Here is a 21,740-nt window from a genome sequence, read left to right as displayed (position 1 = left end):
GTCAGTTTCTTGTATTAATGTTGAATGGTATGGTGTCAGAACTCATCGGTTACGCAACCCTTGGAGGCCGAGGAAACCGTTCTGGCGTATTTATAAAGCACCCCGCTGTTCACTTTAAGGGCAGGTGCTTTCCACTTCTCTTTTCGCTTTTGTAATTCTTCTTCCGCAACTTCCAGGGTAATGGTGTTCTTTTCGGCATCTATGGTGATGATGTCTCCGTCCTTTACCAGGGCGATAGCACCCCCGGTCTGGGCTTCTGGAGAAACATGGCCTACCACGAATCCGTGGGATCCTCCTGAAAATCGTCCATCGGTGATCAGGGCCACTTCCTTACCAAGTCCTGCTCCCATGATGGCCGAGGTGGGCTTGAGCATTTCCGGCATCCCCGGACCGCCTTTAGGCCCTTCATAGCGTATTACTACCACTTCTCCTTTTTGAACCACCCCATCGCGAATGCCGTCGTTGGCTGCAAATTCCCCGTCAAATACACGGGCTGGTCCGCTAAAGGAAAGTCCTTCCTTTCCGGTGATCTTGGCAACGGCCCCTTCGGTGGCGAGGTTCCCGGTAAGAATCCTGAGGTGTCCCGTTTCCTTTACCGGAGCTTCCACAGGCTTGATGATCTCTTGTCCTTCTTCCAGATCATCCACATCCAGCAGGTTTTCGGCCAGGGTTTTCCCGGTTACGGTAAGACTATCGCCATGAAGCATACCCTTTTTAAGCATGTACTTAAGTACTGCAGGTACCCCACCTACTTGGTGGAGATCTTCCATGACATACTTCCCGCTGGGTTTGAGATCGGCAAGGAAAGGGGTGGTATCGCTGATGCGCTGGAAATCCTTCAGGGTAAAATCTACCCCGGCAGCACGCGCTATCGCCAGGAAGTGCAGCACCGCATTGGTAGATCCGCCAAGAACAGTTACCAGGCGTATGGCATTTTCCAATGCTTTTTTAGTTACAATATCTCTGGGTTTGATATCCTGTTCCAGCAAATGCCTTAAAGCGGCTCCGGCCCGTTCACTCTCTTCCTGTTTGCCCTTGCCAACTGCAGGGGTTGAGGAATTATAAGGCAGTGACATTCCTAAAGCTTCAATGGCCGAGGCCATGGTATTTGCGGTATACATTCCCCCACAGGCCCCCGCTCCCGGACAGGCTTTGTGCACTACAGCCTTGAATTCTTCCTGGCTGATACTTCCGGCAACTTTCTGCCCCCAGGCTTCAAAGGCAGAAACCACATCGAGTTTCTTCCCCTCGTGACACCCGGCAGAGATCGTGCCCCCGTAAACCAGTACCGAAGGACGGTTAAGGCGCAACATCGCCATCAGGGCTCCCGGCATGTTCTTATCGCATCCTACCACGGTAACTAATCCGTCATAGGACATGGCCTGCACCACGGTTTCCATAGAATCGGCGATCACATCGCGGGAAGGCAGGGAATAACGCATCCCGGGGGTTCCCATGGAGATCCCGTCGCTTACCCCGATGGTATTGAAGATCAATCCTACCAGGTCTTCTCCTTCTACCCCCTTCTTTACGTGGGTAGCCAGTTCGTTCAGGTGCATGTTGCAAGGATTCCCTTCATAACCGGTAGACGCAATCCCAACGAAAGGCTTCTTAAGATCGTCATCAGTGAGTCCAAGGGCATGAAGCATCGCCTGGGCTGCAGGTTGGGTTGGATCTTGTGTTACACACTTACTGAATTTATTTAACTCCACTATATTTTGGTATTTTAATTGATTAATGCTACTCAAAATTATTTTACTCAAAAGGATACCTGCGGTCCAATCGGCTTTTGCTTTTAGACCCAAACCACAATCCAATACGATAATCCCTTGTTTTACAAGACTTTGAAGATCTTTAATCTTTCATGCTCAAGCTTCAAAATTTCCAATTCTCCACAGTACTGAATAAAAAAAGCCTGTATCTTTTCGGAGGATACAGGCTTCTGTTATGACAACACCATGCTGTACCGATCCGGTGGCGGGTCGATAATGACAATAATAATGCTGACGCTGGTATGTACAGATTTCATTTCCAAGGTTTCGTAAATAAAAAAGGCCTTCCCGATGGAAGGCCTAAAACGAATATCATCCATATCCTTCCTGCACTAATGTGAGCGGATCACAATAATGTTAGCAGAAATAATATTGACAATTTGTTTTTTCATCAGAACAATATTAATTAATATTTTCTAATTTGTGAAACATCTCGAAAAAATTAACGATTTTGATGGAAACTATTGAAAAAGAACGCATTGGCCAAAAGGTGGTCAGATCACAACGCAACTTCTTTAAGGAAGGCCATACCCAGGACCTGAATTTCCGAAAGGCAAGTTTAAAAAGACTACGCCAGGAGATCCTGAAGAGGGAAGAAGAAATCTGTGCAGCCGTTTACAGGGATTTCAGAAAATCTGAGTTTGAAGCCCTGCTCAGTGAAACCCAGTTTACCCTGGCCGAACTTAACACTACCATAAAAAAGCTCAAGCGTTGGGCCGGTAAAACGGGTGTTATGCCCAGCCTGGCGAATTTTCCATCATCAGACCATATTTACAAGGAGCCCTATGGCAATGTCCTGGTGATTGCCCCCTGGAATTATCCCTTTAACCTGGCCATGGCCCCTCTTATAGGCGCAGTGGCCGCAGGGAATACCGTATGTATAAAACCCTCTGAACTTACCCCGAACACCTCTGCCGTGATCCGGGAGATCGTAGAAACCGTATTTGAACCCGGGCATGTACAGGTGGTTGAAGGTGGGGTGGAAACCGCCCGGGACCTGCTTTCCCAGCGATGGGATTATATCTTTTTCACCGGAAGCGTTCCCGTTGGAAAGATCGTTTATAAGGCTGCGGCAGAACACCTCACCCCTGTTACCCTGGAGCTTGGAGGGAAGAATCCGTGTATCATTGACGATTCTGCCAATATTTCCCTCACTGCCCGAAGGCTGGTTTGGGGTAAATTTTTGAATGGCGGACAAACCTGTATCGCCCCGGATTACCTGTTGGTACATCACCAGGTAAAAGACAGGCTGGTAAAAGCCATCGGGGAAGAAGTGGTGAAAGCCTACGGGGAAAACCCCAAGGACTCGCCGGATTACCCAAGGATCGTAAACCAAAAACAATTTGACCGTTTGGTGGAACTTCTCCAGGGAGAACAAGTGCTCCTGGGAGGAGAAACAGACAGGGAAACCTGCTATATAGCACCCACCCTGGTTGACCAACCTGCTCTTGACAGCGAGGTGATGAAAGATGAGATCTTCGGCCCGATACTACCGGTACTCACCTGGCAAAATGAAGAGGAGATCCGGGAGATCGTTTCGCGATATGAAAAACCGCTGGCCTTCTACGTGTTCAGCTCAAGAAAAAGAAAGGCCCGGAAAATGATGAAAACCTTTGCTTTCGGAGGCGGTTGCATCAACGATACCATCGTTCATATCGCCAACAAAAAACTTCCTTTCGGAGGGGTGGGTCACAGCGGAATCGGAGCCTACCACGGGAAGAAAAGCTTCGACATCTTTACGCATATGAAACCGGTGGTTAGCCGGAGCACCTGGATCGATGTACCAATACGATATGCACCCTATGCCAACAAAATTAATCTTGCTAAACATATAAGAAAGCTCTTTTAAATGGAAAGAACCGTAAGTGAAGCCATCCAGTACCGAAGATCGGTACGGGTGTTCCGCGACGATATAAATCTGGATACCGAAAAGGTGAAACAATGTATTGAGAATGCCACCCTGGCCCCCACCAGCAGTAACCTGCAATTATGGGAATTTTATCATATTACCTCGGAAGAGATGCTGGGTAAGATGACAGAGGCCTGCCTTGGGCAGAATGCTGCAAAAACTGCCGATCAGATGGTCGTGGTGGTAAGCCGTAAAGACCTCTTTCGAAAGAGAGCCAAACAGAACATCAGTTTCCTGAAATCTGTCTATGGAGACAAAGAGGCTTCGGAATACTCACGAAGGGAAAAATTTGCTTTGAACTATTACAAGAAACTCATCCCCACCATTTATACAGAATTCTTCGGTATTCTGGGATACCTCAAATACATATTCTTTAATATTGTTGGCCTTTTTCGTCCGGTATACCGCCAGGTACGTAAAAGCGATCTGCGCATTGTTGCCCATAAGAGTGCCGGACTGGCTGCCCAGACCTTTATGTTAAGCATGGCTGCCATTGGGTACGATACCTGCCCCATGGAGGGGAGCGATACCCTGAGGGTAAAAAGATTGCTGAACCTGCCCCGGGGTGCTGAGATCAATATGGTTATAGGTTGCGGGATGCGCTCTGAAAACGGGATCTACGGCCCCAGGTTCCGGGTACCTTTCGAGGAAACCTATAAACAAGTATAACAAAAAGCACGGCCTTCCCTGCTACACCTGTTTTTATGGGGAATAAGGGAAGGATATCTTCCTGAGGCTCATAGACGGAAGTGTTATTATTGCTTTCTTTTGGATATTAATATAACAGTAATTTAACTTCATTTTAAATTACTGATAATGTGCGTTTTCCATTAAAATATACCTCGAAACAAGTAAACGTTTTTTTGCGCCTGTAGACGTATAATTTTTCTATTTCGTGTCACTTTGATTTGATTTGAAGGACTGAATCAAGGATAACTTAAACGCGAGGCATATGAACAAAACATCTTCTTATCTTAACATGTACGACAGGCTGTCTTCTCAGACCATGACCGATTTCGAGAAGATACAGATCCTCATCGAAAACGAAAATGCCGAAGCTCCGGATCAGCTCTATTCTTTTCTGCAGGATATGGAGGATATGTTCCGAAGAAATAAACTGGTTCAATTCATGGATATTGCCAGGTATCGTGCTAAACTGCTCTCTTCACAGATAGCTATTGACCGAAGGATACCCCGACCAAAACTGCAGATACAGGTAGCATCCGAGTTGTTGCCTACCATTACTAAAACTGTTAAAGAAGCGATGAAACCATTAGAGGAAGGTATCCTTGAGATCAAAGCCACCATCAAGCAATTGGTGGATGACGCTTACGACCAAAATCTCGTACATTACAATGACGGATTGAATTATACAGAGTTCATTCAGGCCTTATGGCGATTATTGATCAAAGACGAACAATTCAAACCCAAAACACTAAGTCTGCTAGACCGAATTTCAAAAAACGAGGCGCTACAACTGATTTCCGAAGAGGTAAACAGGAGAAACAGCCTTGAACGAGCTTAATTAGGTTCCATAATTGTTGAAGGTTGCCTTTCTGTAGCGTACAGGGAGGCAGCCTTTTCTATTTTATAGCGAATATCAACTGGTCTCCCGCCTTCTTCTGGCTGAGCATGGCTATCCCCCGGTCTGACAATTGCAATATCCTGGGATACCCCCCTGTGGTTTGCGCATCCTTCATTAGAATAATGATTCTTCCATCAGGAGTTAATTGTACCGTACCCGGCAGGGTTGCCGAAGTGAGCATGGAATGTTCATGGCGAAAGATCTTCTCATGCAGCTGATAGGCCATACGATTATTCTCATTGGACACCTTGAAAATGCCCTTGTGCAACTGATCGTTTTGCCTGTCACTCAGAAGGCCATATTCCGGACCGGGATAGGCCTCTATATAATCGCTGTGCAGAAAAACATCGGGATAGGCCTCTGCCTTTTCCTGCTTGCTGTTGGCAAGGTCGCCTACCTGAAGTACATCTCCTTTTTTGAGCTGACGCCTTGAAGTTACCGGAAAATACCAGGACCTGCTTCCCAAAACGATATCGGTATCAAAACCTCCTGCTACGGCAAGGTAGGCCCTGTACCCTTTCTGGAGACGTCCGAATTTCAGTTTTTGTCCAGGATTAGCCTTATAGACCCGGTTGTTTTCCAGGGTTTCTTCATCCAGTTTAGGCGACATCAGTGCCCCGCAGATCGCAAAACTGCAATGCTCTTCAAAATCCAGTACAGGACCGGTCATGGTAATTTCGAGCACTGCAGCCTCCGGAAGGTTGTGCACGAGCAGGTTGGCTGTGGTGGCAGCCCTATGGTCCATTGCGCCGCTTACGGGCACACCCTTGTCCCTCAGGCGAAACCTTCCGGTATCCTGAATGGTGGTAAATAATCCCGGGTTAAGCACTTTGATCATCTAACTCAAGGGTTTTAATTTGAAACACTCCCGATTCCACCTGTATGGTGAATAATTCATGCATATCCTTATCTATAGCATAAAACCTGATCTGATCGCCTACCGATATCCCACAGGGCGGATCGTTCTCCGGATTAAATACCCGTATAGGGGAATTCCCGATCAAATTCCACCCCCCGGGAGAGGCCTGGGGGTAAATACCGGTTTGCTTCCCTCCAATACCTACAGCCCCTCTTGGCACCTTTAACCTGGGGTGCTCCCTTCTCGGAAAATGCAGGGTTTCCGGCATTCCGCCCAGGTACATGAACCCAGGCAAAAATCCGATGGCATATACGGTGTAAGTGGCCGATGTATGCTGCTCTACAATAGCTTCCTCAGACATCCCCTTGGATACTGCCAGTTCCGGAAGGTCGGGACAAAAAGGTGCATCATAGCACACCGGAATATTCCAGAGTTTTCTTTTTGCTACAACCATCTTTTCCTTACGGGCATAGAGGGAAACCAGATCGGAAATAAGAAGATCATGGTCCATTGGAGTCGAAGCGATCAGGGTAAGGGAATTGTATGCAGGCACCATCTCCAAATCCGGGTAGAGGTTGGCTATAGCCGTTCTGAATCCTATAATGTCGTTAAGAATGTCCTCCTCTATTTGCTCCGGCCACTCGATAAGCAGGGCCTTATTGCCAAAAGGACGGTAAGAGAGTTCATATAACGACATGGTTCATCAGTTTAAGTGTTTTTTCAGGTATTTCAGAATTTCCACAGCGTTATCGGTATCCGAATGCACACAAATGGTGTCTGCCTTTAACGGGAGCTCCTTCCCTCCGACCGTTCTAACCCTGCCCTGCCGGATACGCGCTATATGCTCCAGCACTTGCTCTTTGTCGGTGATCAGGGCATTGGATTCCTTTCGGTTTACCAGGCGAAGCTCGTCGGTATAATTCCGGTCTCCAAAGGCCTCAACAGCCACCCTGTACCCCAGGCTCTTTGCCAGCCGGCCGATCTCGGAATCAAAGGGCACGTAAAAGACAGCCTTGTTCTTATAGGATCGTAAGGCTTCAAGATAAGAAAGGGCAAGCTTCGGGTTCACGGCCAGGTCATTGTACAAGGCCCCATGAGCCTTGATATGGTGTAAGGCCCCGTTAGCCTTGGTAAGCACATTTTCAAAGGCCTCCATCTGTTGCTGCAGAGCCGCCGTTAGGTCTGTTGTATCGATGTCCAGGGAGCGCCTTCCGAAATGTTCCCTGTCGGGATAGGAAGGATGGGCTCCAATAGCCACTTTGTGCTGTCTGGCCAAAGCGATCACCCGCAACATGGTAGGAAGATCCCCGGCATGCCCTCCACACGCAATATTACAGGAATCGATGAGCGGCATAATAACCTCCTCATTATTCAGGCCTTCACCTAAATCGCAGTTGATATCAACAGGGTCTGTATTCAAAATAATTCAAAAACCTTTACAACGCTTTTTATCCCCAGAAAAATGGCGAACAAGACGATAATAAAGGTAAGGATATTTTGGATGACCGTATTGCTGTATTTGGCAAGAACATTCTTTTTGTTGACGATCCAGAACAGGAAAATGGCGATAACCGGTAAAAGGATCCCGTTGGCCACCTGTGCAAATTTTATGAGCTCCACCGGTTGAATGTTAAGGGTCTGTACCAACACCCCAATACATAAGACCAGCAACCAAACGGCACGAAACCGGTTATCCTTTAATCCGCCACTCCATCCGAAACAACTCCCGGCCACATAGGCTGCCGCAAGAGGAGCGGTTACCGCAGAGGTGATGCCTGCGGAAAACAACCCCATGCCAAGTACAAAACCGGCTGCATTGCCGAATAAGGGCTCCAGCCCCTGGGCCAGTTCGATCACCGAAGTTACCTTTTCGGTATCGATATTGGCCGAAGAGATAATAATACACATGGATACAATGCCTCCCAAGGCAATAGAAACCACCGTATCGATACGCGATGCCTTCAGGTCGCCTTCGGCATTCCAGCGTTCCTTGACCAGGGAAGCGTGCAGGAAAAGATTATAGGGCACAACCGTAGTACCCACAAGGGCCGCTACCATTAAGAGGTTCGAATCGTTCACCACAGGAATGAAAAGTCCGTTAACGAGTTCTCCAAGCTTGGGACCGGTGAGCACCGCAGTAATCATAAAGGAAACACTCATTACCAGCACCAGGAACACCAGGATACGTTCCAGGGTTTTATAATTTCCGATGAGCAAAATGGCGGCGGCAAGAACCCCGATGATCAGAGGATAAGTATTTTGGGTGTCTCTCCCGAAAATGGCTTCCATACCCAGGACGGCCCCGCTTATGTTTCCTCCTTCATAAGCGGAATTGCCGATCACAATAGCAGAGATGATCAGCAACAGGGCAGTAACACGAAAAAACGGCCTGGAGATATTCTCCCGGATCACCTGGGGCAACCCCTTTTGAGTTATGATCCCAACGCGGCTTGACATTTCCTGAAGGATGATGGTGGCCAGAATGGAAACCAGCATAGCCCAAAGCAGGCTGTACCCGAACTCTGCCCCGGCCAGGGTACATACCGTTACCGTTCCCGGCCCGATAAAGGCCGCAGCCACCAGGGTTCCTGGACCAATGTTCCTGAAGATATTTTTCATGGATGTGTGCTGTTTAGGGCATAGATGGCAAAGGTGCCCAGCCAGTGGGTTCCTTCGTAATTATCGTCTGTGATCGCAGGCAGGGAATACGCAATATGGGCCCTGCCGATACTTTTTAAATGATCGTATTCCGGAAGGGTTTCGGCGATTCCAAACAGGCACCACGCCCGGCTGAAATTTACCCCGTCCAGGTGTACCAGTTTCCCATCGGCCCGATCACCCACCTTCCCGGGCTCCATATTAAAATCCTTTTTATCCAGTTGCGGAAGAAATGCCTTTAACCATTGACGGTATTCGTCTTTGGGAAGCACCCGTCGCATCAGGTCGGCCTCCTCTAGGCAGGGCGAAAGGAAATCAGATCCACCCGGTTCCCAGGAAAGCGGACAATTGCGGTCTGCTGCAAAGTATTCCTTTGCCTTGGTGGCGATCAGGGTTTTCAGGGAATCCTGCCCTGTTGTGTTCGCATAATCCCACGCAAAACTGAGTCCGAACGCCGTATTGGGGTGCTCGCCTACCCTTATGGGATAAATAAGCTTGGGCAGAAAACGGGAATACCCCTCTGTTATCACCTCCGTCAAGGGTTGCAGGGTCGCTTCCAGCTCCCTGGCCAGCGGATCTTCCCAGGTATGCAGTTCCTCAGCCAGTTTTAGCAGCCAGGCCCAGCCATAGGTCCGCTCGTAATTTGAATTGCCCTTCATTTCAAAATAGGCGACTTCATCCGCGATGTTTTCAGGAGAAATGTTCTCTTTTAAACGCTGGCGGATGGCTTCTGCACCCTCCAGGTCGGGAAACTGCTTTAACAGACTCACCAGGCTCCAATGTCCGTGGACGGAGGAATGCCAGTCAAAACACCCGTAAAAGGCAGGGTGAAGTGTTTTGGGATTTTGCAAATGGGTGGAATCATTAAGCGTTTGCCCCAGGCGATTGGGATATTCGGTTTGCAGGCAATCAAAAGGAAGTTTAGATAAGCGGTTGGCCTCTTCCAGGCTAAGAGTAAGTGGTGGAAGCGCCTCTTCTGCCGAAGGTTCCGGGGCTTCCTGTTTACAGGAGGATAATAAGAGTATCAAGGTGGTGATGCCGATCCAGGGTTTCATATGTGGTGGTTAGTGGTTAGTGGTTAGTCGTTTGTGGTTAGTCGTTAGTCATTAGCTTGCCTGCCAGTGCGCAGCACGGTAGGTTGTTAGCTTGCCATCCCTCTCGGGAAGAAATCCTGCCGGTGCACAGCACGGTAGGTGGTTACCAAATTAGTTTCGAAACTAAGAAAATTATTCTATTAATACTTTTTTCTTCGAAAATTGAAAAATATAACCCGATACAGGAAGAACTTTCTTCGTATTTTCCAGTCCAAATGTCTGTAAGCGTTACATCAGAAATACCCGTTACCAGAAAGCATATTCTTCCTGCCATTGTAATTGCCCAGTTTCTGGGCACTTCCCTTTGGTTTGCCACTAATGCGGTATTAGCTGATGTGGAAACGGCCTTTAGCCTGAGTAACTCGGCCCTGGGGCATCTTACCTCTGCCGTGCAGCTAGGTTTTATTTTGGGTACCCTGGTATTTGCCTTTCTTACCATTGCCGACCGGTTTTCTCCTTCCAGGGTGTTTTTTTTCTGTGCCGTGCTTGGGGCAGTTGCCAACCTTGGAGTTATCCTGGAGGGAAATTCCCTTACCACACTGGTTTTACTGAGAACCCTTACAGGTATCTGCCTGGCGGGTATCTATCCGGTAGGCATGAAACTGGCAGCCGATTATTTTGAGAAAGGACTGGGAAAAAGCCTGGGGTAGCTGGTAGGCGCCCTGGTTTTAGGCACCGCCCTTCCCCATTTTCTGAATTACACCTCCGGCCTTGGGGAGCTGCCATGGAAATGGGTGAACGCAGCCACCTCACTGCTGGCCACCGCAGGGGGATTTCTTATTTTACTTTTTGTGCCCGACGGCCCCTACCGGAAGCCCAATCGGGAATTTAAGCCTTCCGGGGTCATACAGGTGTTCCGCGATCGCAAATTCCGGACTGCAGCCTTCGGGTATTTCGGACATATGTGGGAATTGTATGCCTTCTGGGCATTTGTTCCGGTGATCCTTGCATTTGTACTTAAGAATGCAGAGACGCTAAACTCATTCTGGTCTTTTGTCATCATCGGCTTAGGCGCTCCGGCCTGTGTTCTCGGTGGGTATATCGCTCACAGGAAAGGAAGCAAAAAGATAGCCACCCTGGCCCTGTCGGGTTCCTTTTTATGCTGCCTGGTTTCTCCCCTGGTATTTGGGAATGCTCCCCGGGAATTTATTCTGGGATTTCTGTGCTTTTGGGGAATGACCGTTATTGCCGACTCTCCCCTCTTCTCTACGCTAGTTGCCCGGAATGCCATTCCCGAATTCAAGGGTTCGGCCCTGACCATAGTGAATTGTATTGGCTTTAGTATTACCATCTTCAGCATACAACTGTTAACCTGGCTTGAATCCGTCATACCCACAACCGTGCTGTTGCTCCCCCTGGGAATTGGACCGGCTGTAGGACTCTGCTTTCTTTTAAAAAAGTAAGACGTAAGACCTCGTTCAAGAGCTCCATCATCTCTTAAATTCACCTTAAAATTCAGGTTATCCCACAATACACCCTTTCATAAAACACTAATTTTATGTACATTAGAAGGAGTATATCCTATTTTCCCCCGGTAGATACTGTTAAAGAAAACAACCGAAACTTTAAATAAAGTATTCCACCATGGCGCGTTCAGCACCTTTAATCAGCAGCATGATTATATACGTGATATGTTTTCCGCTATGGTATTCATTCCCTCCAACCCACACTTCCTTCCAACCTGAAAAACTAATAAGTAAACCAACCATTATGAAAACTCCGAATAGACTAATCGTAGCAGCCCTTATTCTCTTTGGTCTCATGCTGACCTCCTGTGCAAAGGTGATCACCCTGCAGGTAAATGCAGACAGCCTTTTAACAGCTGAAAACAAAGATAGTCTGGACCTTTACGCAAGTTTTAAAAATCAAAAAAAGGGCGAAACCCTTGAGACGTACACGGAAGAAGTAAAGAAGGGAAGAATCATCAAATGGAAAGGAAAGGATCTTAATAACAATTACAAGATAAGTATTGAAAAGATTCAATATAAATCAGGTGATAATCCCTTTCCCGATAAAATGGAAGAGATTCCTTATGTGAAAAAGTGGAAAGCGAGAAAGAAAAAAATAGTTAAGGTAAAACCGGTGCTCGTGACAGGGGAAGACAACTGTGTTTATAATCTTTATTTCAGCATTGAAAAGGATGGCGAAAAAATCCTGGACAATATCTTGATCGACCCTGAATTAAGAATTATGCAATAAAAATTCATCTGGAAACAACTCATTAACTCATCCCTATAACAAACTGATCTCTTAAAATGAGGCTTTTCATTCATGTATTCATCGTCCTGTTTTTGCTCCCTTCATATGGGCAGGTGACTTTTGATCTGGAATCCCTTAAGAACGAATACCTGTATGGGGAGCTTTCTGCTGAAGAAAAGTTCGGGATTCTGCGAACCCTCTCCAAAGAAACCCCAAATGTAATTGAAAAGCTGGCCTGGGGGGATTCTCTTATTGAATTTTCCACTGCAAATAACAACCTTGAACACCGGCTTCAGGGACACCTGAGTAAGGCCTGGGCCTACAATGATCTGGGAAATTATCTTTCCGATATCAGTGAAACCTTAGCAGCCCTGGAAATTGCCGATAGCATTGGAAAAAATCCTGCACAATTGTATAATCATCTTGCCAATGTTTATGGGAATGTAAATAATACTAATGAAGCCATAAAGTATTATTTGAAATCCATCGAATTACATAAAAAGGCAGATTCTATTTCATATCCTAACCTGATAGAAAGCTATTACAATTATTCAAATTTTCTGCTGAAAAATGATCTTTTAGATTCTGCCCTCGTATATCTTGAAAAGGCCAGGGAGGCCACTCAGAAAACAACTCCTCAATTGATCACCTATATCACACCATACCTTGATGGAAATACGGGTGTTTATTATTTTAAGAAAAATCAATACGACACGGCCAAACCACTTATTGAAAAGGGAGTAGAAGGACTCATCTCCAGTCATCCCGATGCGGCTGTGGAATATTACAATTACCTGGCCGATATTGCACAGGAAGAAGGTGACCTCGATCAGGCACTAGCATATTCCAACAAGGCATTAGAAATCACCGAAAGTTCTAATTCTACTTCGGAACTGGAAAACTTATACCTCAACCTATTTGAAATTGAAAGGGAGCGCAAAAACTATAAAACCGCACTCGAACATTTCCTGGCATACCAGGAATTAAAGGACAGTTTGATCAACCTACCGACAATTCAAAAAATGTATAACCTGAGTAAGGCTTATGAGGTGTCAAACGTGCAAAAGGAAGCAGACCTCATGGCCAAGGAAGCGGAAATACAAGAATTGAGGGCCAACAGGCAACAAACGATAAGTATTATATTTGTAGTGGTGGTGGTATTGCTTTCCCTGCTTTTATTCGGATTGTTCAACCGTGTAAAATACGTCCGGAAAACCAGCAGGATCATTGAGCAGGAAAAAGAGCGATCTGACGCTTTGTTAAAGAACATTCTTCCGGATGAAACAGCCAATGAACTGAAGGCTAACGGAAAGGTAAACGCCAAACAGTTCGATTCGGTAACCGTACTGTTCGCGGATTTCTGCGGATTTACCAAATACTCTTCCCGAATGCAACCCCAGGAACTGGTGGAACGGGTAGATTTCTATTTCTCCAGGTTCGATGCTATCATGGAAAAATACGACCTGGAAAAGATCAAGACCATTGGCGATGCCTATATGTGTGCGGGTGGCCTGCCCTATCCCCATCAAGACCACGCCTTGCGGGTAGTATTGGCCGCCTTTGAAATGATCGACCTGGTGCAAGCCTTTAAAAAGGAAGCTCCGAACGATCCTACCCGATTTGATATCCGTATCGGGATCAATACCGGACCGGTGGTGGCGGGGGTGGTGGGTACCAAAAAATTTGTTTATGACATCTGGGGAGATACCGTCAATATTGCCTCCAGAATGGAGTCTAATTCAGAGGCCGGGCAGATCAATGTGTCTGAAGACACCTATAAGGTCATTAAAAACACCCTTGACTGTACCTTCAGAGGAATGGTCGATGTGAAACATAAAGGAATGATGAAAATGTATTTTGTGGATCCTTTAACCCAGGACCAGCAAAAAAGTCTGTTCGAGGTAAACAACATTACAGTTCAGCAGACCTGAATAACCCAAATCCCTCCCCTTACAATTTCTTAAGACCGGCGATAGCATTTTCTGCTATCCGGGTCAAATAAAACCCACGAATTTATGTAACTTCATTTATTGTTTATCCTGCCCTAAAATACACTGCCATTTTCCAATAGCAACCTGCCCGCCCTGGCTTTGAAAATTCATATCTAAAATCCTGATGATGACAGGGAATCCTGCTAAACTGCACTTCCAAGGGATACCGTACTGGTTGATCCTGCAATGTCTGATGTTTTTCCCTTTCGTTGTTTTTGGACAGCAAACCCCTGCTGCTGCACTTGAACTTTATTCCAATGACAGTCTTTCCATAGACTCCCTTATTCGTTTTTATCATTCGGAACGTTTAAATGACGAGGAAAAATTAAAATTCCTCAACGAAATAACCTTTAATAACACCATTGCCTATCCTACGCGTATTGCCTATGGAGACACCATGCTGGTCCTTGCGAAAAAACAAAAGGACTCCATATCCCTGATCAGTGCACACCTGAACAGGGCACATGCGTTTGAGGATATGGGATCATTATCTGAGAGTATCCGAGAGAACCTGGAAGCCATAAAAGTTGCAGACCGGATACGGTACAAGGGCATAGCCAACGCCTACAATTCCCTGGGGTATGTATACACCCAGTCCGGAAATTTTCCTTTGGCCGAAAAGTATTTAAAACAGGCGATTGCCCTGCAAATGGAAGTGGACTCAACGCACCGGTTGTACTTAGCAAGTATGTATTACAATCTGGGAGACACTTATTTGCAGAACGATCAACTGGATTCGGCCTATGTGTACCTTCAGAAAAGTAAAGGCGCTTTCGCAGCCATCAATGTAGACGATTACGATCCTTATATCGATGGAAATACAGGAGTGTATTTTTTGAAATCCGGGCAGGTTGACAAGGCAGAACCCCTGATTCTCCATGCAGCCCGGGAACTCGAATCCCAATACCCTGAGGGCGCCATGGAATACTACAATCACCTTACGGATCTTGCCCTGCTTCAGGAAGCCTATGATAAAGCCAATACTTATGCCGGGAAGGCCCTGGAAATTGGAGAAAACACAGGGACCATTAATGAACTGATCGCTACGTATTTCAATTTATATGAAATCTATGAGGCGCAGAATAAACCAAAACAGGCCCTGGAATACTTTATCAGGTACAAGCAATACCAGGACAGTGCCGTGAACCTGCCCACCATTCAGAAGATGGCCAACCTGAGAAATGAATTCGAGGTGGCCAATAAACAAAAGGAAGTGGATCTCCTGGTTAAGGAAGCCGAGATACAGCAACTCCGGGCGAGCCGGCAACGCACCATAAGTCTGGTATCGGTGACTTTCGTGGTCTTGCTTTCTCTCCTGATCTTCGGGTTATTCAATCGGTTTAAATACATCCGAAAAACCAGCAGGGTCATTGAAGACGAAAAAAACCGGTCTGATGCCTTATTGCGCAATATTCTTCCTGATGAAACTGCGAATGAACTCAAGGAACACGGAAGAGTCAAAGCAAAGAAATTCAGTTCGGTTTCCGTCATGTTTGCAGATTTCGAGGGGTTTACCAGGTATTCGGAAGATATGGATCCTGAAGAACTGGTAAAAAGGGTAGACTTCTATTTTTCGGCCTTCGATGCCATCATGGAAAAATACAACCTGGAAAAGATCAAGACTATGGGTGATGCCTATATGTGTGCCGGCGGCCTTCCCTTCCCCGAGGATGACCATGCCATAAGAATGGTGATGGCTGCCTATGAAATGGCCGCATTCGTAGATCAGGTTAAAAAGGAGGATCCGGATGACCCTACCCGGTTTGAGGTACGCATTGGGATCAATACCGGCCCTGTCGTGGCCGGGGTGGTAGGTACCAAGAAATTTGTTTATGACATCTGGGGAGATACCGTCAATATCGCCTCCAGGATGGAATCCAATTCGGAACCCGGGCGTATAAACGTCTCTGAAAATACCTACCAGAGGATTAAGGACCGATTCGATTGTACCTTCAGAGGTATGGTGGAAGTCAAGAATAAAGGGATGATGAAGATGTACTACGTAAATCCTCTAACCCAGGAGCACCATAAGGTCTTTAAGGGGGAAAAAAGTACTACCAACAAAATTCCATAGCAAATCAAATTCAAGACTGGTCACTCCAGAAGGAATACCCCCTGTTCTGAAGCAGAAGATTCGAGATAAGATACCGATATCCTATAAGTAGTTACTTATATCGGATAAAGAATTTTAATACGAAGCAAACTTTCGCACCTTACTGATTTTGTGTATCTTAACATGATTTTTCCCGAATTTAAAGAAAATCTCCCCCACAGATCTTTCTGTTGAATTACCTGAAATGCCATGTTGTTTTAATTACGAATGATAAAACGTATTCATCATGATGGCAACCAACCACAATACCCGTATAGTTACCTTACGGGTAGACACCAGTAATGTAGATCAAACCAACTTACATGAAACCTGTGATTTCGGCCCGCAACAGGAAGCGCAGAATGCATCCCTCGAGGATTTTTATATTGAAGTAGACAAGAACGATGAAGTGATCTGGGAAGGGGTATCAAAGAATGGCAAGGATGAAGTTATTATTGAAGTCATTTCCTGGAAGGATGGCATACCGGCCTTCGGGCAAAACGTTAACGTGCTTTCCCGCGGACCAAATCCCGGCACAGTATCCTGCAGGATTCGAAATAATACCGGAAAACCCGGGAATTGCAGATATAACATCATATTCAGTGTAAGTAATAAGATGGGAACCTATACCATAGACCCGGATATACGGATACGATAAATATGGCGTCCCTCCTTCACACGAACCACCTGCCCATCGCTCTTTTTCATCTATATTCACTAAAACCAAACTAGTATGAAAATTAATTTTTTTAGTCGTTCTCTCCAGTTATTTATGCCCTTATTTTTCTTTATGAGCGCATTTGTCCATGCACAGGAAACTCATGTGGTTACCCTTTATGTGGACACCGAACAGATAAGTACAAACATTCCGGACCCGGAGTTGGGAAGCGTTTGTAATTTCGGCCAGGAGGAAGGAGTCAGCAATGAAGCCTATAGTATTACGGTGAACCTGGAAGATATTGTACAATGGAAGGGCGTTGCCATGAACGGAAGCGATATCGTTAACATCGAGCAGATCCTTTACGTAAGAGGACCCAATCCTTTTCCGGACAACCGACGGGAATTACCGGGAACCGGCGAAGGAGCCAAAACCGTAACGGTTCAGGTTACCCAGAGCACAGGAGAGGCATCCTGTAAATATTTGCTGAAGTTTACGGTGATAAGAAATGGAGAGCCGCTAAACCGCATGTTTAATATTGATCCGGATATACGGGTTCGTTAGGCGTAACCATCCTTTTACCATATGAAATACACCAGAACCTGAATATCCCGCAGTTTTTCCTTTTCCATATGGATCTGGCTGGGTGCATTGTGTATTATCTCTCCGCTATCAGCACAGGAAGCTATCTCCATCGATTCGCTTATAAAAACCTACAAGGAGAAAAGCCTGGAACCCGAGGAAAAACTGGAGCTGCTGTTTGAACTTTCATACAATTCAGCCATTGCTGCTCCGGAGCGGATCGCTTACGGGGATACCTTGGTGGACCTGGCCAAACGATTAAACAACCAGGACGCCATGATGAAAGGGCACCTGTACAAGGCCTATGCCTATATGGATATGAGCGATTACGACCAGGATATACAGGAAACCCTTGCCGCCATCACCATTGCAAAAAGTATTGACAGTGCCTACTGGGCGTATTTAAATAACCACCTGGGCTTTACCTACAGTAAAGTAAATAATAATTCGGAAGCATTACGCTCGTTCCGGAAAGGTCTGGACATTCTGTTAAACATGGAAAATACAGAATATTACCACCTGGGAGCCTTATATTTTAATTTCAGTGATTTTTACCTGCGTAACAACCAACTGGATTCCGCATATAAATACCTGGAGTTAAGCAAGGTAAGTTTTGACTCTATTAACAACGACAGCCATAAGTACTTCCTCGATGGAAACCTCGGAGTCTATTATTTTAAAAAGGGCGAATACGAAAAGGCAAAGCGACTGATAGAAAGCGGTGCCGACAATTCCATCGAATCCCGCCCGGAAGCAGCGGTGGAGTATTACAATTACCTGACTGACCTCGCACAGGAACAAAACAATTACGGGGAAGCTAAAAAATATGCAGAGCGTGCTATTTCCATAGGGAAAAACATAAGGGCAAACTCTGAACTTGCCAATACCTATCTCAATTTATATGAGATCTACCTGAACAGGAATGACTATGCTGCTGCCCTGGAGCACTATAAAAAACACAAGGCCTACCTTGACAGCGCCATCAACCTGCCTACCATTCAGCGCATGGCTAACCTCAGAAATGAGTTCGAGGTAGCCAATAAGCAAAAGGAGGTGGACCTCATGGCCAAGGAAGCAGAGATACAATCGCTAAGGGCAAACAGGCAGCGCACCGTGAGTATCGTATCCGTAACGGTGGTGGTATTGCTGTCGCTTCTGATCTTCGGATTATTCAACCGCTTCAAATATATACGGAAGACAAGCCGGATCATTGAAAAGGAAAAAAACCGCTCTGATGCCCTGTTGCGAAACATTCTTCCCGATGAAACCGCCGATGAACTCAAAGAGAACGGAAGGGTAAAAGCTAAAAAATTTGAATCAGTCTCGGTAATGTTCGCGGATTTCCGTGGATTTACCCGCTATTCTGAAGACATGGATCCCGAGGAGCTGGTCCGGCGGGTGGATTTCTATTTCTCCAGGTTCGATGAGATCATGGAAAAATTTAACCTGGAAAAGATCAAAACCATGGGAGATGCCTATATGTGTGCCGGTGGACTCCCCTTCCCCAGTGAAGACCATGCGGCAAGGATGGTCATGGCCGCCTTTGAGATGGCAGAATTTGTGGAAAAGGTCAAACAGGAAGACCCGGACGACCCCACCAGGTTCGAGATACGGATCGGGATCAATACAGGCCCTGTTATTGCCGGGGTGGTTGGAACCAAAAAGTTCGTTTACGACATCTGGGGGGATACAGTGAATATCGCCTCGCGCATGGAATCGAATTCAGAACCGGGACGTATCAACGTCTCCGAAAATACCTATAAGATCATTAAAGACAAATTTGAATGCACCTTCAGGGGAATGGTCGATGTTAAAAATAAGGGCATGATGAAAATGTATTTCGTCAATGGCCTGACTGAAGAGAAGAAAAAGGAAGTCTACCGGGAATTCAATGTAACCACCTGACCTGTTTATATGAACTGTGAATATTCTATTAACATGATCAATAGCTTTTCCAGGCGATCGTTATTACCATATCAACTGCACACCTGCCTCTTGATTGCTCTTGTGCTGTTAACGGGTTGTACCTCTGCCGTGAAAAATGAAGAACCCCATCCAGGATACGACCTTTCTGACCAGAGGATCATAGACCTCACCCATGAGTTTTCAAGGGAAACCGTGTATTGGGTAACGGCCAGGGAATTTGAAATGGATACGGTCTTTGCCGGACAAACTGAAAACGGGTATTACTATACAGCTAACAATATTTGTACTGCAGAGCACGGTGGCACCCATATTGATGCCCCTGTTCATTTCTCGGAAGGCAAACAGACCGTTGACCGCATCCCGCTGGAAAACCTTTTGGGTACTGCCATAAAGATCGATGTTTCCGAAAAGGCAATGAAAGACCCGGATTACCAGGTAAGCATCGCGGATCTCAATGCCTGGGAAGAAAAACACGGCACTCCCATTCCGGATAACGTTATTATTCTCTTTTATACCGGGCATTCCCGTCATTATCCGGATCCAAAGACCTACCTCGGCACAGAAGAGCGTGGCCAGGATGCCATTGCCCTGCTTCATTTTCCGGGTATAGCCCCCGAAGCGGCCAACTGGCTTGTACACAACAGGAAGGTCAAGGCGGTTGGTCTGGACACACCGAGCCTTGACTACGGACAATCAAAAGATTTCAAAACCCATGTGATCCTGCTAGGAGAAAACATTCCGGGATTTGAAAACCTGGCCCGGTTGGACCAGCTACCAGATACCCCCTTCCAGGTGATCGCCCTGCCTATGAAGATCAAGGGAGGATCGGGCGGACCACTTCGTATTATTGCACTTCTGGAAAATTAGATGCTTTCCCGCAGGAATGTGTATTTTTGAGGAGTAACCCATAAATCACCTCTTCTCCATGACTAAGTTCATCTGGAGTATTACACTCTTCTGTTTTCCAATTATCCTCCAGGCCCAGGAAATGCAACCACAGATCGAACAGGAAATTCTTCGAAGGGTCGATCAACACATTAATCCCTCGGTAGCTATAGGTATTATTACCCGGGAAGGCGACAAAAAATTCTATAATTACGGAAGCTATACAGCCTCGGGGATCAACACTCCCGACAGCACAACGCTCTACGAGATCGGTTCGGTTACCAAAACCTTTACCTCAGCCCTGACCGAAAGATACCTGGCCGATCAAACAAAAGCCTCCCTGGATATGTTCTTTCAGAAGGTCGCAAAAGAAAACAGCGCCTTAAAGCATATTAGCCTTGCAGAACTGCGAAATCACCGCAGCGGATTACCCCGCTTATCTGCCCAGTTTTCACCGCATCAATGGTCTGACCCCTTTAAGGGCTATACCGATGAAAAACTTTACGAAGAATTACGCCAGGTCGATCCCGATACCGCAAAAGGCTGGGCCTATTCAAATTTCGGGTATGGCGTGCTGGGAAAAGTCATCGAAAAGCAGACGGAAAAAGACTTTGGCGTACTGGTGTCCGGCCTGGCCCTGGAGGCGGGTATGCAGAATACCTGGCCCGGTCATGCAGCGGCTATCGACTCTGTCATGGCGGTACCCACCAATATCGGCACCACGAATAGTTTCTGGCATTTCGAAGGACCCAGCAGGTATGCCGGAGGCCTGATCAGCTCTACCAACGACTTGCTGAAATACCTGGAGTTCCAGGTAAAAACCAATCCTCTATTCGGGCAGAGGGATATTGAAAATACTGTGGAAACCGGTATCCATAACCTTGGCAGAGATATGTTGTTCTACAAAGACGGATGGTTCGTGTTTACACCTGAACCGGGTACGGAGATCCTTTTGCACAATGGAGGTACCGGAGGGTACACTTCATTTGTGGGCTATAATAAAAAGACACAAACCGGGGTGGTTGCCCTTTCAAATTCCGTTAGCCTGTTGGATGACATCGCCCTGAAACTGATCTATCCTCCATTCCAGCTCAAGGCTCCCCGTCGTTCCATTGCCTATGACCTGGCCATGAACATAGAAGAGAACGATGCCGGAAACCTCGTACAGAATTACGAAGCGCTAAAAGCCGAAGACCGCTATAACAACATCATCGATATCTATTGGCTGGAGCGGTATCATTTCGGAGAAGGACATTATGAGATCAGTAACCAGTTGAGTGACATCCTACTGCTGGAGTTACCAGACGACTGGGAGGTCGTGGATATCAAAGGGCAAAATCTCGAGAAACTTCAAAGGTATGGCGAAGCACAGAAAATGTATGAAGCAGCCCTGAAATTGAATCCCGATAATAAGCTCCTCAGGGAAAAAGCCCTTCGAATGATCGAAATACAGGCAAAACAATAATGAATATACTGATCCCCTGCCCGACATTCCCGCGAAATCATGGAGCCGGAATACAAAGAATAAAT

The 21,740-nt window shown here is 46.4% G+C and carries 17 protein-coding genes and 1 pseudogene; 12 read left to right on the top strand and 6 right to left on the bottom strand.

Going from position 1 to position 21,740, the window contains the following annotated elements:
- Nucleotides 1–35: 35 nt before the first annotated feature.
- Complete coding sequence (ilvD, locus tag K7R11_RS13135; RefSeq protein WP_224491194.1) at nt 36–1,712, bottom strand: dihydroxy-acid dehydratase; 1,677 nt, start codon at nt 1,710–1,712, stop codon at nt 36–38.
- 514 nt (nt 1,713–2,226) lie between these two features.
- On the opposite strand from ilvD, the gene K7R11_RS13130 reads away from it, so the two are divergent.
- The 3 genes from K7R11_RS13130 (at nt 2,227) to K7R11_RS13120 (ending at nt 5,206) form a co-directional block, all read left to right on the top strand.
- Nucleotides 2,227–3,621, top strand: a complete 1,395-nt coding sequence (locus K7R11_RS13130; RefSeq protein WP_224491193.1) for an aldehyde dehydrogenase — start codon at nt 2,227–2,229, stop codon at nt 3,619–3,621.
- Nucleotides 3,622–4,350: a nitroreductase family protein gene (locus K7R11_RS13125; RefSeq protein ID WP_224491192.1), complete on the top strand. Its 729-nt coding sequence runs from the start codon at nt 3,622–3,624 to the stop codon at nt 4,348–4,350. It begins immediately after the preceding gene.
- A gap of 283 nt (nt 4,351–4,633) precedes the next feature.
- Nucleotides 4,634–5,206, top strand: coding sequence for a hypothetical protein (locus K7R11_RS13120; protein ID WP_224491191.1), 573 nt, complete (start codon nt 4,634–4,636; stop codon nt 5,204–5,206).
- A gap of 58 nt (nt 5,207–5,264) precedes the next feature.
- Here K7R11_RS13120 and K7R11_RS13115 read toward each other — a convergent pair whose 3' ends face one another.
- Genes K7R11_RS13115 through K7R11_RS13095 form a run of 5 tightly spaced genes read right to left on the bottom strand, consistent with a single transcriptional unit; the run spans nt 5,265 to nt 9,838 of the window.
- Nucleotides 5,265–6,104, bottom strand: a complete 840-nt coding sequence (locus tag K7R11_RS13115; RefSeq protein ID WP_224491190.1) for a 5-oxoprolinase subunit C family protein — start codon at nt 6,102–6,104, stop codon at nt 5,265–5,267.
- Complete coding sequence (gene pxpB, locus K7R11_RS13110; RefSeq protein WP_224491189.1) at nt 6,088–6,822, bottom strand: 5-oxoprolinase subunit PxpB; 735 nt, start codon at nt 6,820–6,822, stop codon at nt 6,088–6,090. The genes K7R11_RS13115 and pxpB overlap by 17 nt, the downstream gene beginning before the upstream one ends.
- Before the next feature lie 6 nt (nt 6,823–6,828).
- The gene (gene pxpA / locus K7R11_RS13105) at nt 6,829–7,545 is read right to left on the bottom strand and encodes a 5-oxoprolinase subunit PxpA (protein ID WP_224491188.1); all 717 of its coding nucleotides are present in this window, start codon (nt 7,543–7,545) and stop codon (nt 6,829–6,831) included.
- Entirely contained in the window at nt 7,542–8,744 is a 1,203-nt protein-coding gene (locus K7R11_RS13100; RefSeq protein WP_224491187.1) for an Nramp family divalent metal transporter, read from the bottom strand. Before K7R11_RS13100 ends, pxpA begins: the two co-directional genes overlap by 4 nt.
- The gene (locus K7R11_RS13095; protein WP_224491186.1) at nt 8,741–9,838 is read right to left on the bottom strand and encodes a DUF2891 domain-containing protein; all 1,098 of its coding nucleotides are present in this window, start codon (nt 9,836–9,838) and stop codon (nt 8,741–8,743) included. The genes K7R11_RS13100 and K7R11_RS13095 overlap by 4 nt, the downstream gene beginning before the upstream one ends.
- 254 nt (nt 9,839–10,092) lie before the next feature.
- Here K7R11_RS13095 and K7R11_RS13090 point away from each other — a divergent pair.
- The 9 genes and pseudogenes from K7R11_RS13090 (at nt 10,093) to K7R11_RS13050 (ending at nt 21,675) form a co-directional block, all read left to right on the top strand.
- Nucleotides 10,093–11,280 (top strand): annotated as a pseudogene (locus tag K7R11_RS13090) (MFS transporter).
- A 307-nt stretch (nt 11,281–11,587) separates the two neighbouring features.
- Nucleotides 11,588–12,076 carry a hypothetical protein gene (locus K7R11_RS13085; RefSeq protein WP_224491185.1) on the top strand — a complete coding sequence of 163 codons (489 nt, stop codon included), beginning with the start codon at nt 11,588–11,590 and terminating at the stop codon, nt 12,074–12,076.
- 56 nt (nt 12,077–12,132) lie between these two features.
- The gene (locus tag K7R11_RS13080) at nt 12,133–14,007 is read left to right on the top strand and encodes an adenylate/guanylate cyclase domain-containing protein (RefSeq protein ID WP_224491184.1); all 1,875 of its coding nucleotides are present in this window, start codon (nt 12,133–12,135) and stop codon (nt 14,005–14,007) included.
- A gap of 187 nt (nt 14,008–14,194) precedes the next feature.
- Complete coding sequence (locus tag K7R11_RS13075; protein WP_224491183.1) at nt 14,195–16,141, top strand: adenylate/guanylate cyclase domain-containing protein; 1,947 nt, start codon at nt 14,195–14,197, stop codon at nt 16,139–16,141.
- 265 nt (nt 16,142–16,406) lie between these two features.
- A complete protein-coding gene (locus tag K7R11_RS13070) occupies nt 16,407–16,817 on the top strand; it encodes a hypothetical protein (RefSeq protein ID WP_224491182.1) in 411 nt (136 codons plus the stop codon).
- 75 nt (nt 16,818–16,892) lie between these two features.
- Nucleotides 16,893–17,381 carry a hypothetical protein gene (locus K7R11_RS13065; RefSeq protein ID WP_224491181.1) on the top strand — a complete coding sequence of 163 codons (489 nt, stop codon included), beginning with the start codon at nt 16,893–16,895 and terminating at the stop codon, nt 17,379–17,381.
- 87 nt (nt 17,382–17,468) lie between these two features.
- A complete protein-coding gene (locus K7R11_RS13060; RefSeq protein WP_224491180.1) occupies nt 17,469–19,304 on the top strand; it encodes an adenylate/guanylate cyclase domain-containing protein in 1,836 nt (611 codons plus the stop codon).
- 33 nt (nt 19,305–19,337) lie between these two features.
- Nucleotides 19,338–20,192 (top strand): cyclase family protein, encoded by an 855-nt coding sequence (locus K7R11_RS13055; protein ID WP_224491179.1) that lies wholly within the window; start codon nt 19,338–19,340, stop codon nt 20,190–20,192.
- A 58-nt stretch (nt 20,193–20,250) separates the two neighbouring features.
- A complete protein-coding gene (locus tag K7R11_RS13050; RefSeq protein WP_224491178.1) occupies nt 20,251–21,675 on the top strand; it encodes a serine hydrolase domain-containing protein in 1,425 nt (474 codons plus the stop codon).
- Nucleotides 21,676–21,740: the final 65 nt, after the last annotated feature.

It is taken from the genome of Robertkochia flava, assembly GCF_020166515.1.
GTDB classification, from domain to species: Bacteria; Bacteroidota; Bacteroidia; order Flavobacteriales; family Flavobacteriaceae; genus Robertkochia; species Robertkochia flava.
The sequence above is the reverse complement of the archived record's forward strand: the minus strand, read 5'-3'. Positions and strand labels throughout refer to the sequence as shown.

Coding starts and splice junctions, on each gene's coding strand:
- K7R11_RS13130 (WP_224491193.1), top strand. CDS start 2,227: ATGGAAACTATTGAAAAAGAACGCATTGGCCAAAAGGTGGTCAGATCA.
- K7R11_RS13125 (WP_224491192.1), top strand. CDS start 3,622: ATGGAAAGAACCGTAAGTGAAGCCATCCAGTACCGAAGATCGGTACGG.
- K7R11_RS13120 (WP_224491191.1), top strand. CDS start 4,634: ATGAACAAAACATCTTCTTATCTTAACATGTACGACAGGCTGTCTTCT.
- K7R11_RS13115 (WP_224491190.1), bottom strand. CDS start 6,104: ATGATCAAAGTGCTTAACCCGGGATTATTTACCACCATTCAGGATACC.
- pxpB (WP_224491189.1), bottom strand. CDS start 6,822: ATGTCGTTATATGAACTCTCTTACCGTCCTTTTGGCAATAAGGCCCTG.
- K7R11_RS13100 (WP_224491187.1), bottom strand. CDS start 8,744: ATGAAAAATATCTTCAGGAACATTGGTCCAGGAACCCTGGTGGCTGCG.
- K7R11_RS13095 (WP_224491186.1), bottom strand. CDS start 9,838: ATGAAACCCTGGATCGGCATCACCACCTTGATACTCTTATTATCCTCC.
- K7R11_RS13085 (WP_224491185.1), top strand. CDS start 11,588: ATGAAAACTCCGAATAGACTAATCGTAGCAGCCCTTATTCTCTTTGGT.
- K7R11_RS13080 (WP_224491184.1), top strand. CDS start 12,133: ATGAGGCTTTTCATTCATGTATTCATCGTCCTGTTTTTGCTCCCTTCA.
- K7R11_RS13075 (WP_224491183.1), top strand. CDS start 14,195: ATGACAGGGAATCCTGCTAAACTGCACTTCCAAGGGATACCGTACTGG.
- K7R11_RS13070 (WP_224491182.1), top strand. CDS start 16,407: ATGATGGCAACCAACCACAATACCCGTATAGTTACCTTACGGGTAGAC.
- K7R11_RS13065 (WP_224491181.1), top strand. CDS start 16,893: ATGAAAATTAATTTTTTTAGTCGTTCTCTCCAGTTATTTATGCCCTTA.
- K7R11_RS13055 (WP_224491179.1), top strand. CDS start 19,338: ATGATCAATAGCTTTTCCAGGCGATCGTTATTACCATATCAACTGCAC.
- K7R11_RS13050 (WP_224491178.1), top strand. CDS start 20,251: ATGACTAAGTTCATCTGGAGTATTACACTCTTCTGTTTTCCAATTATC.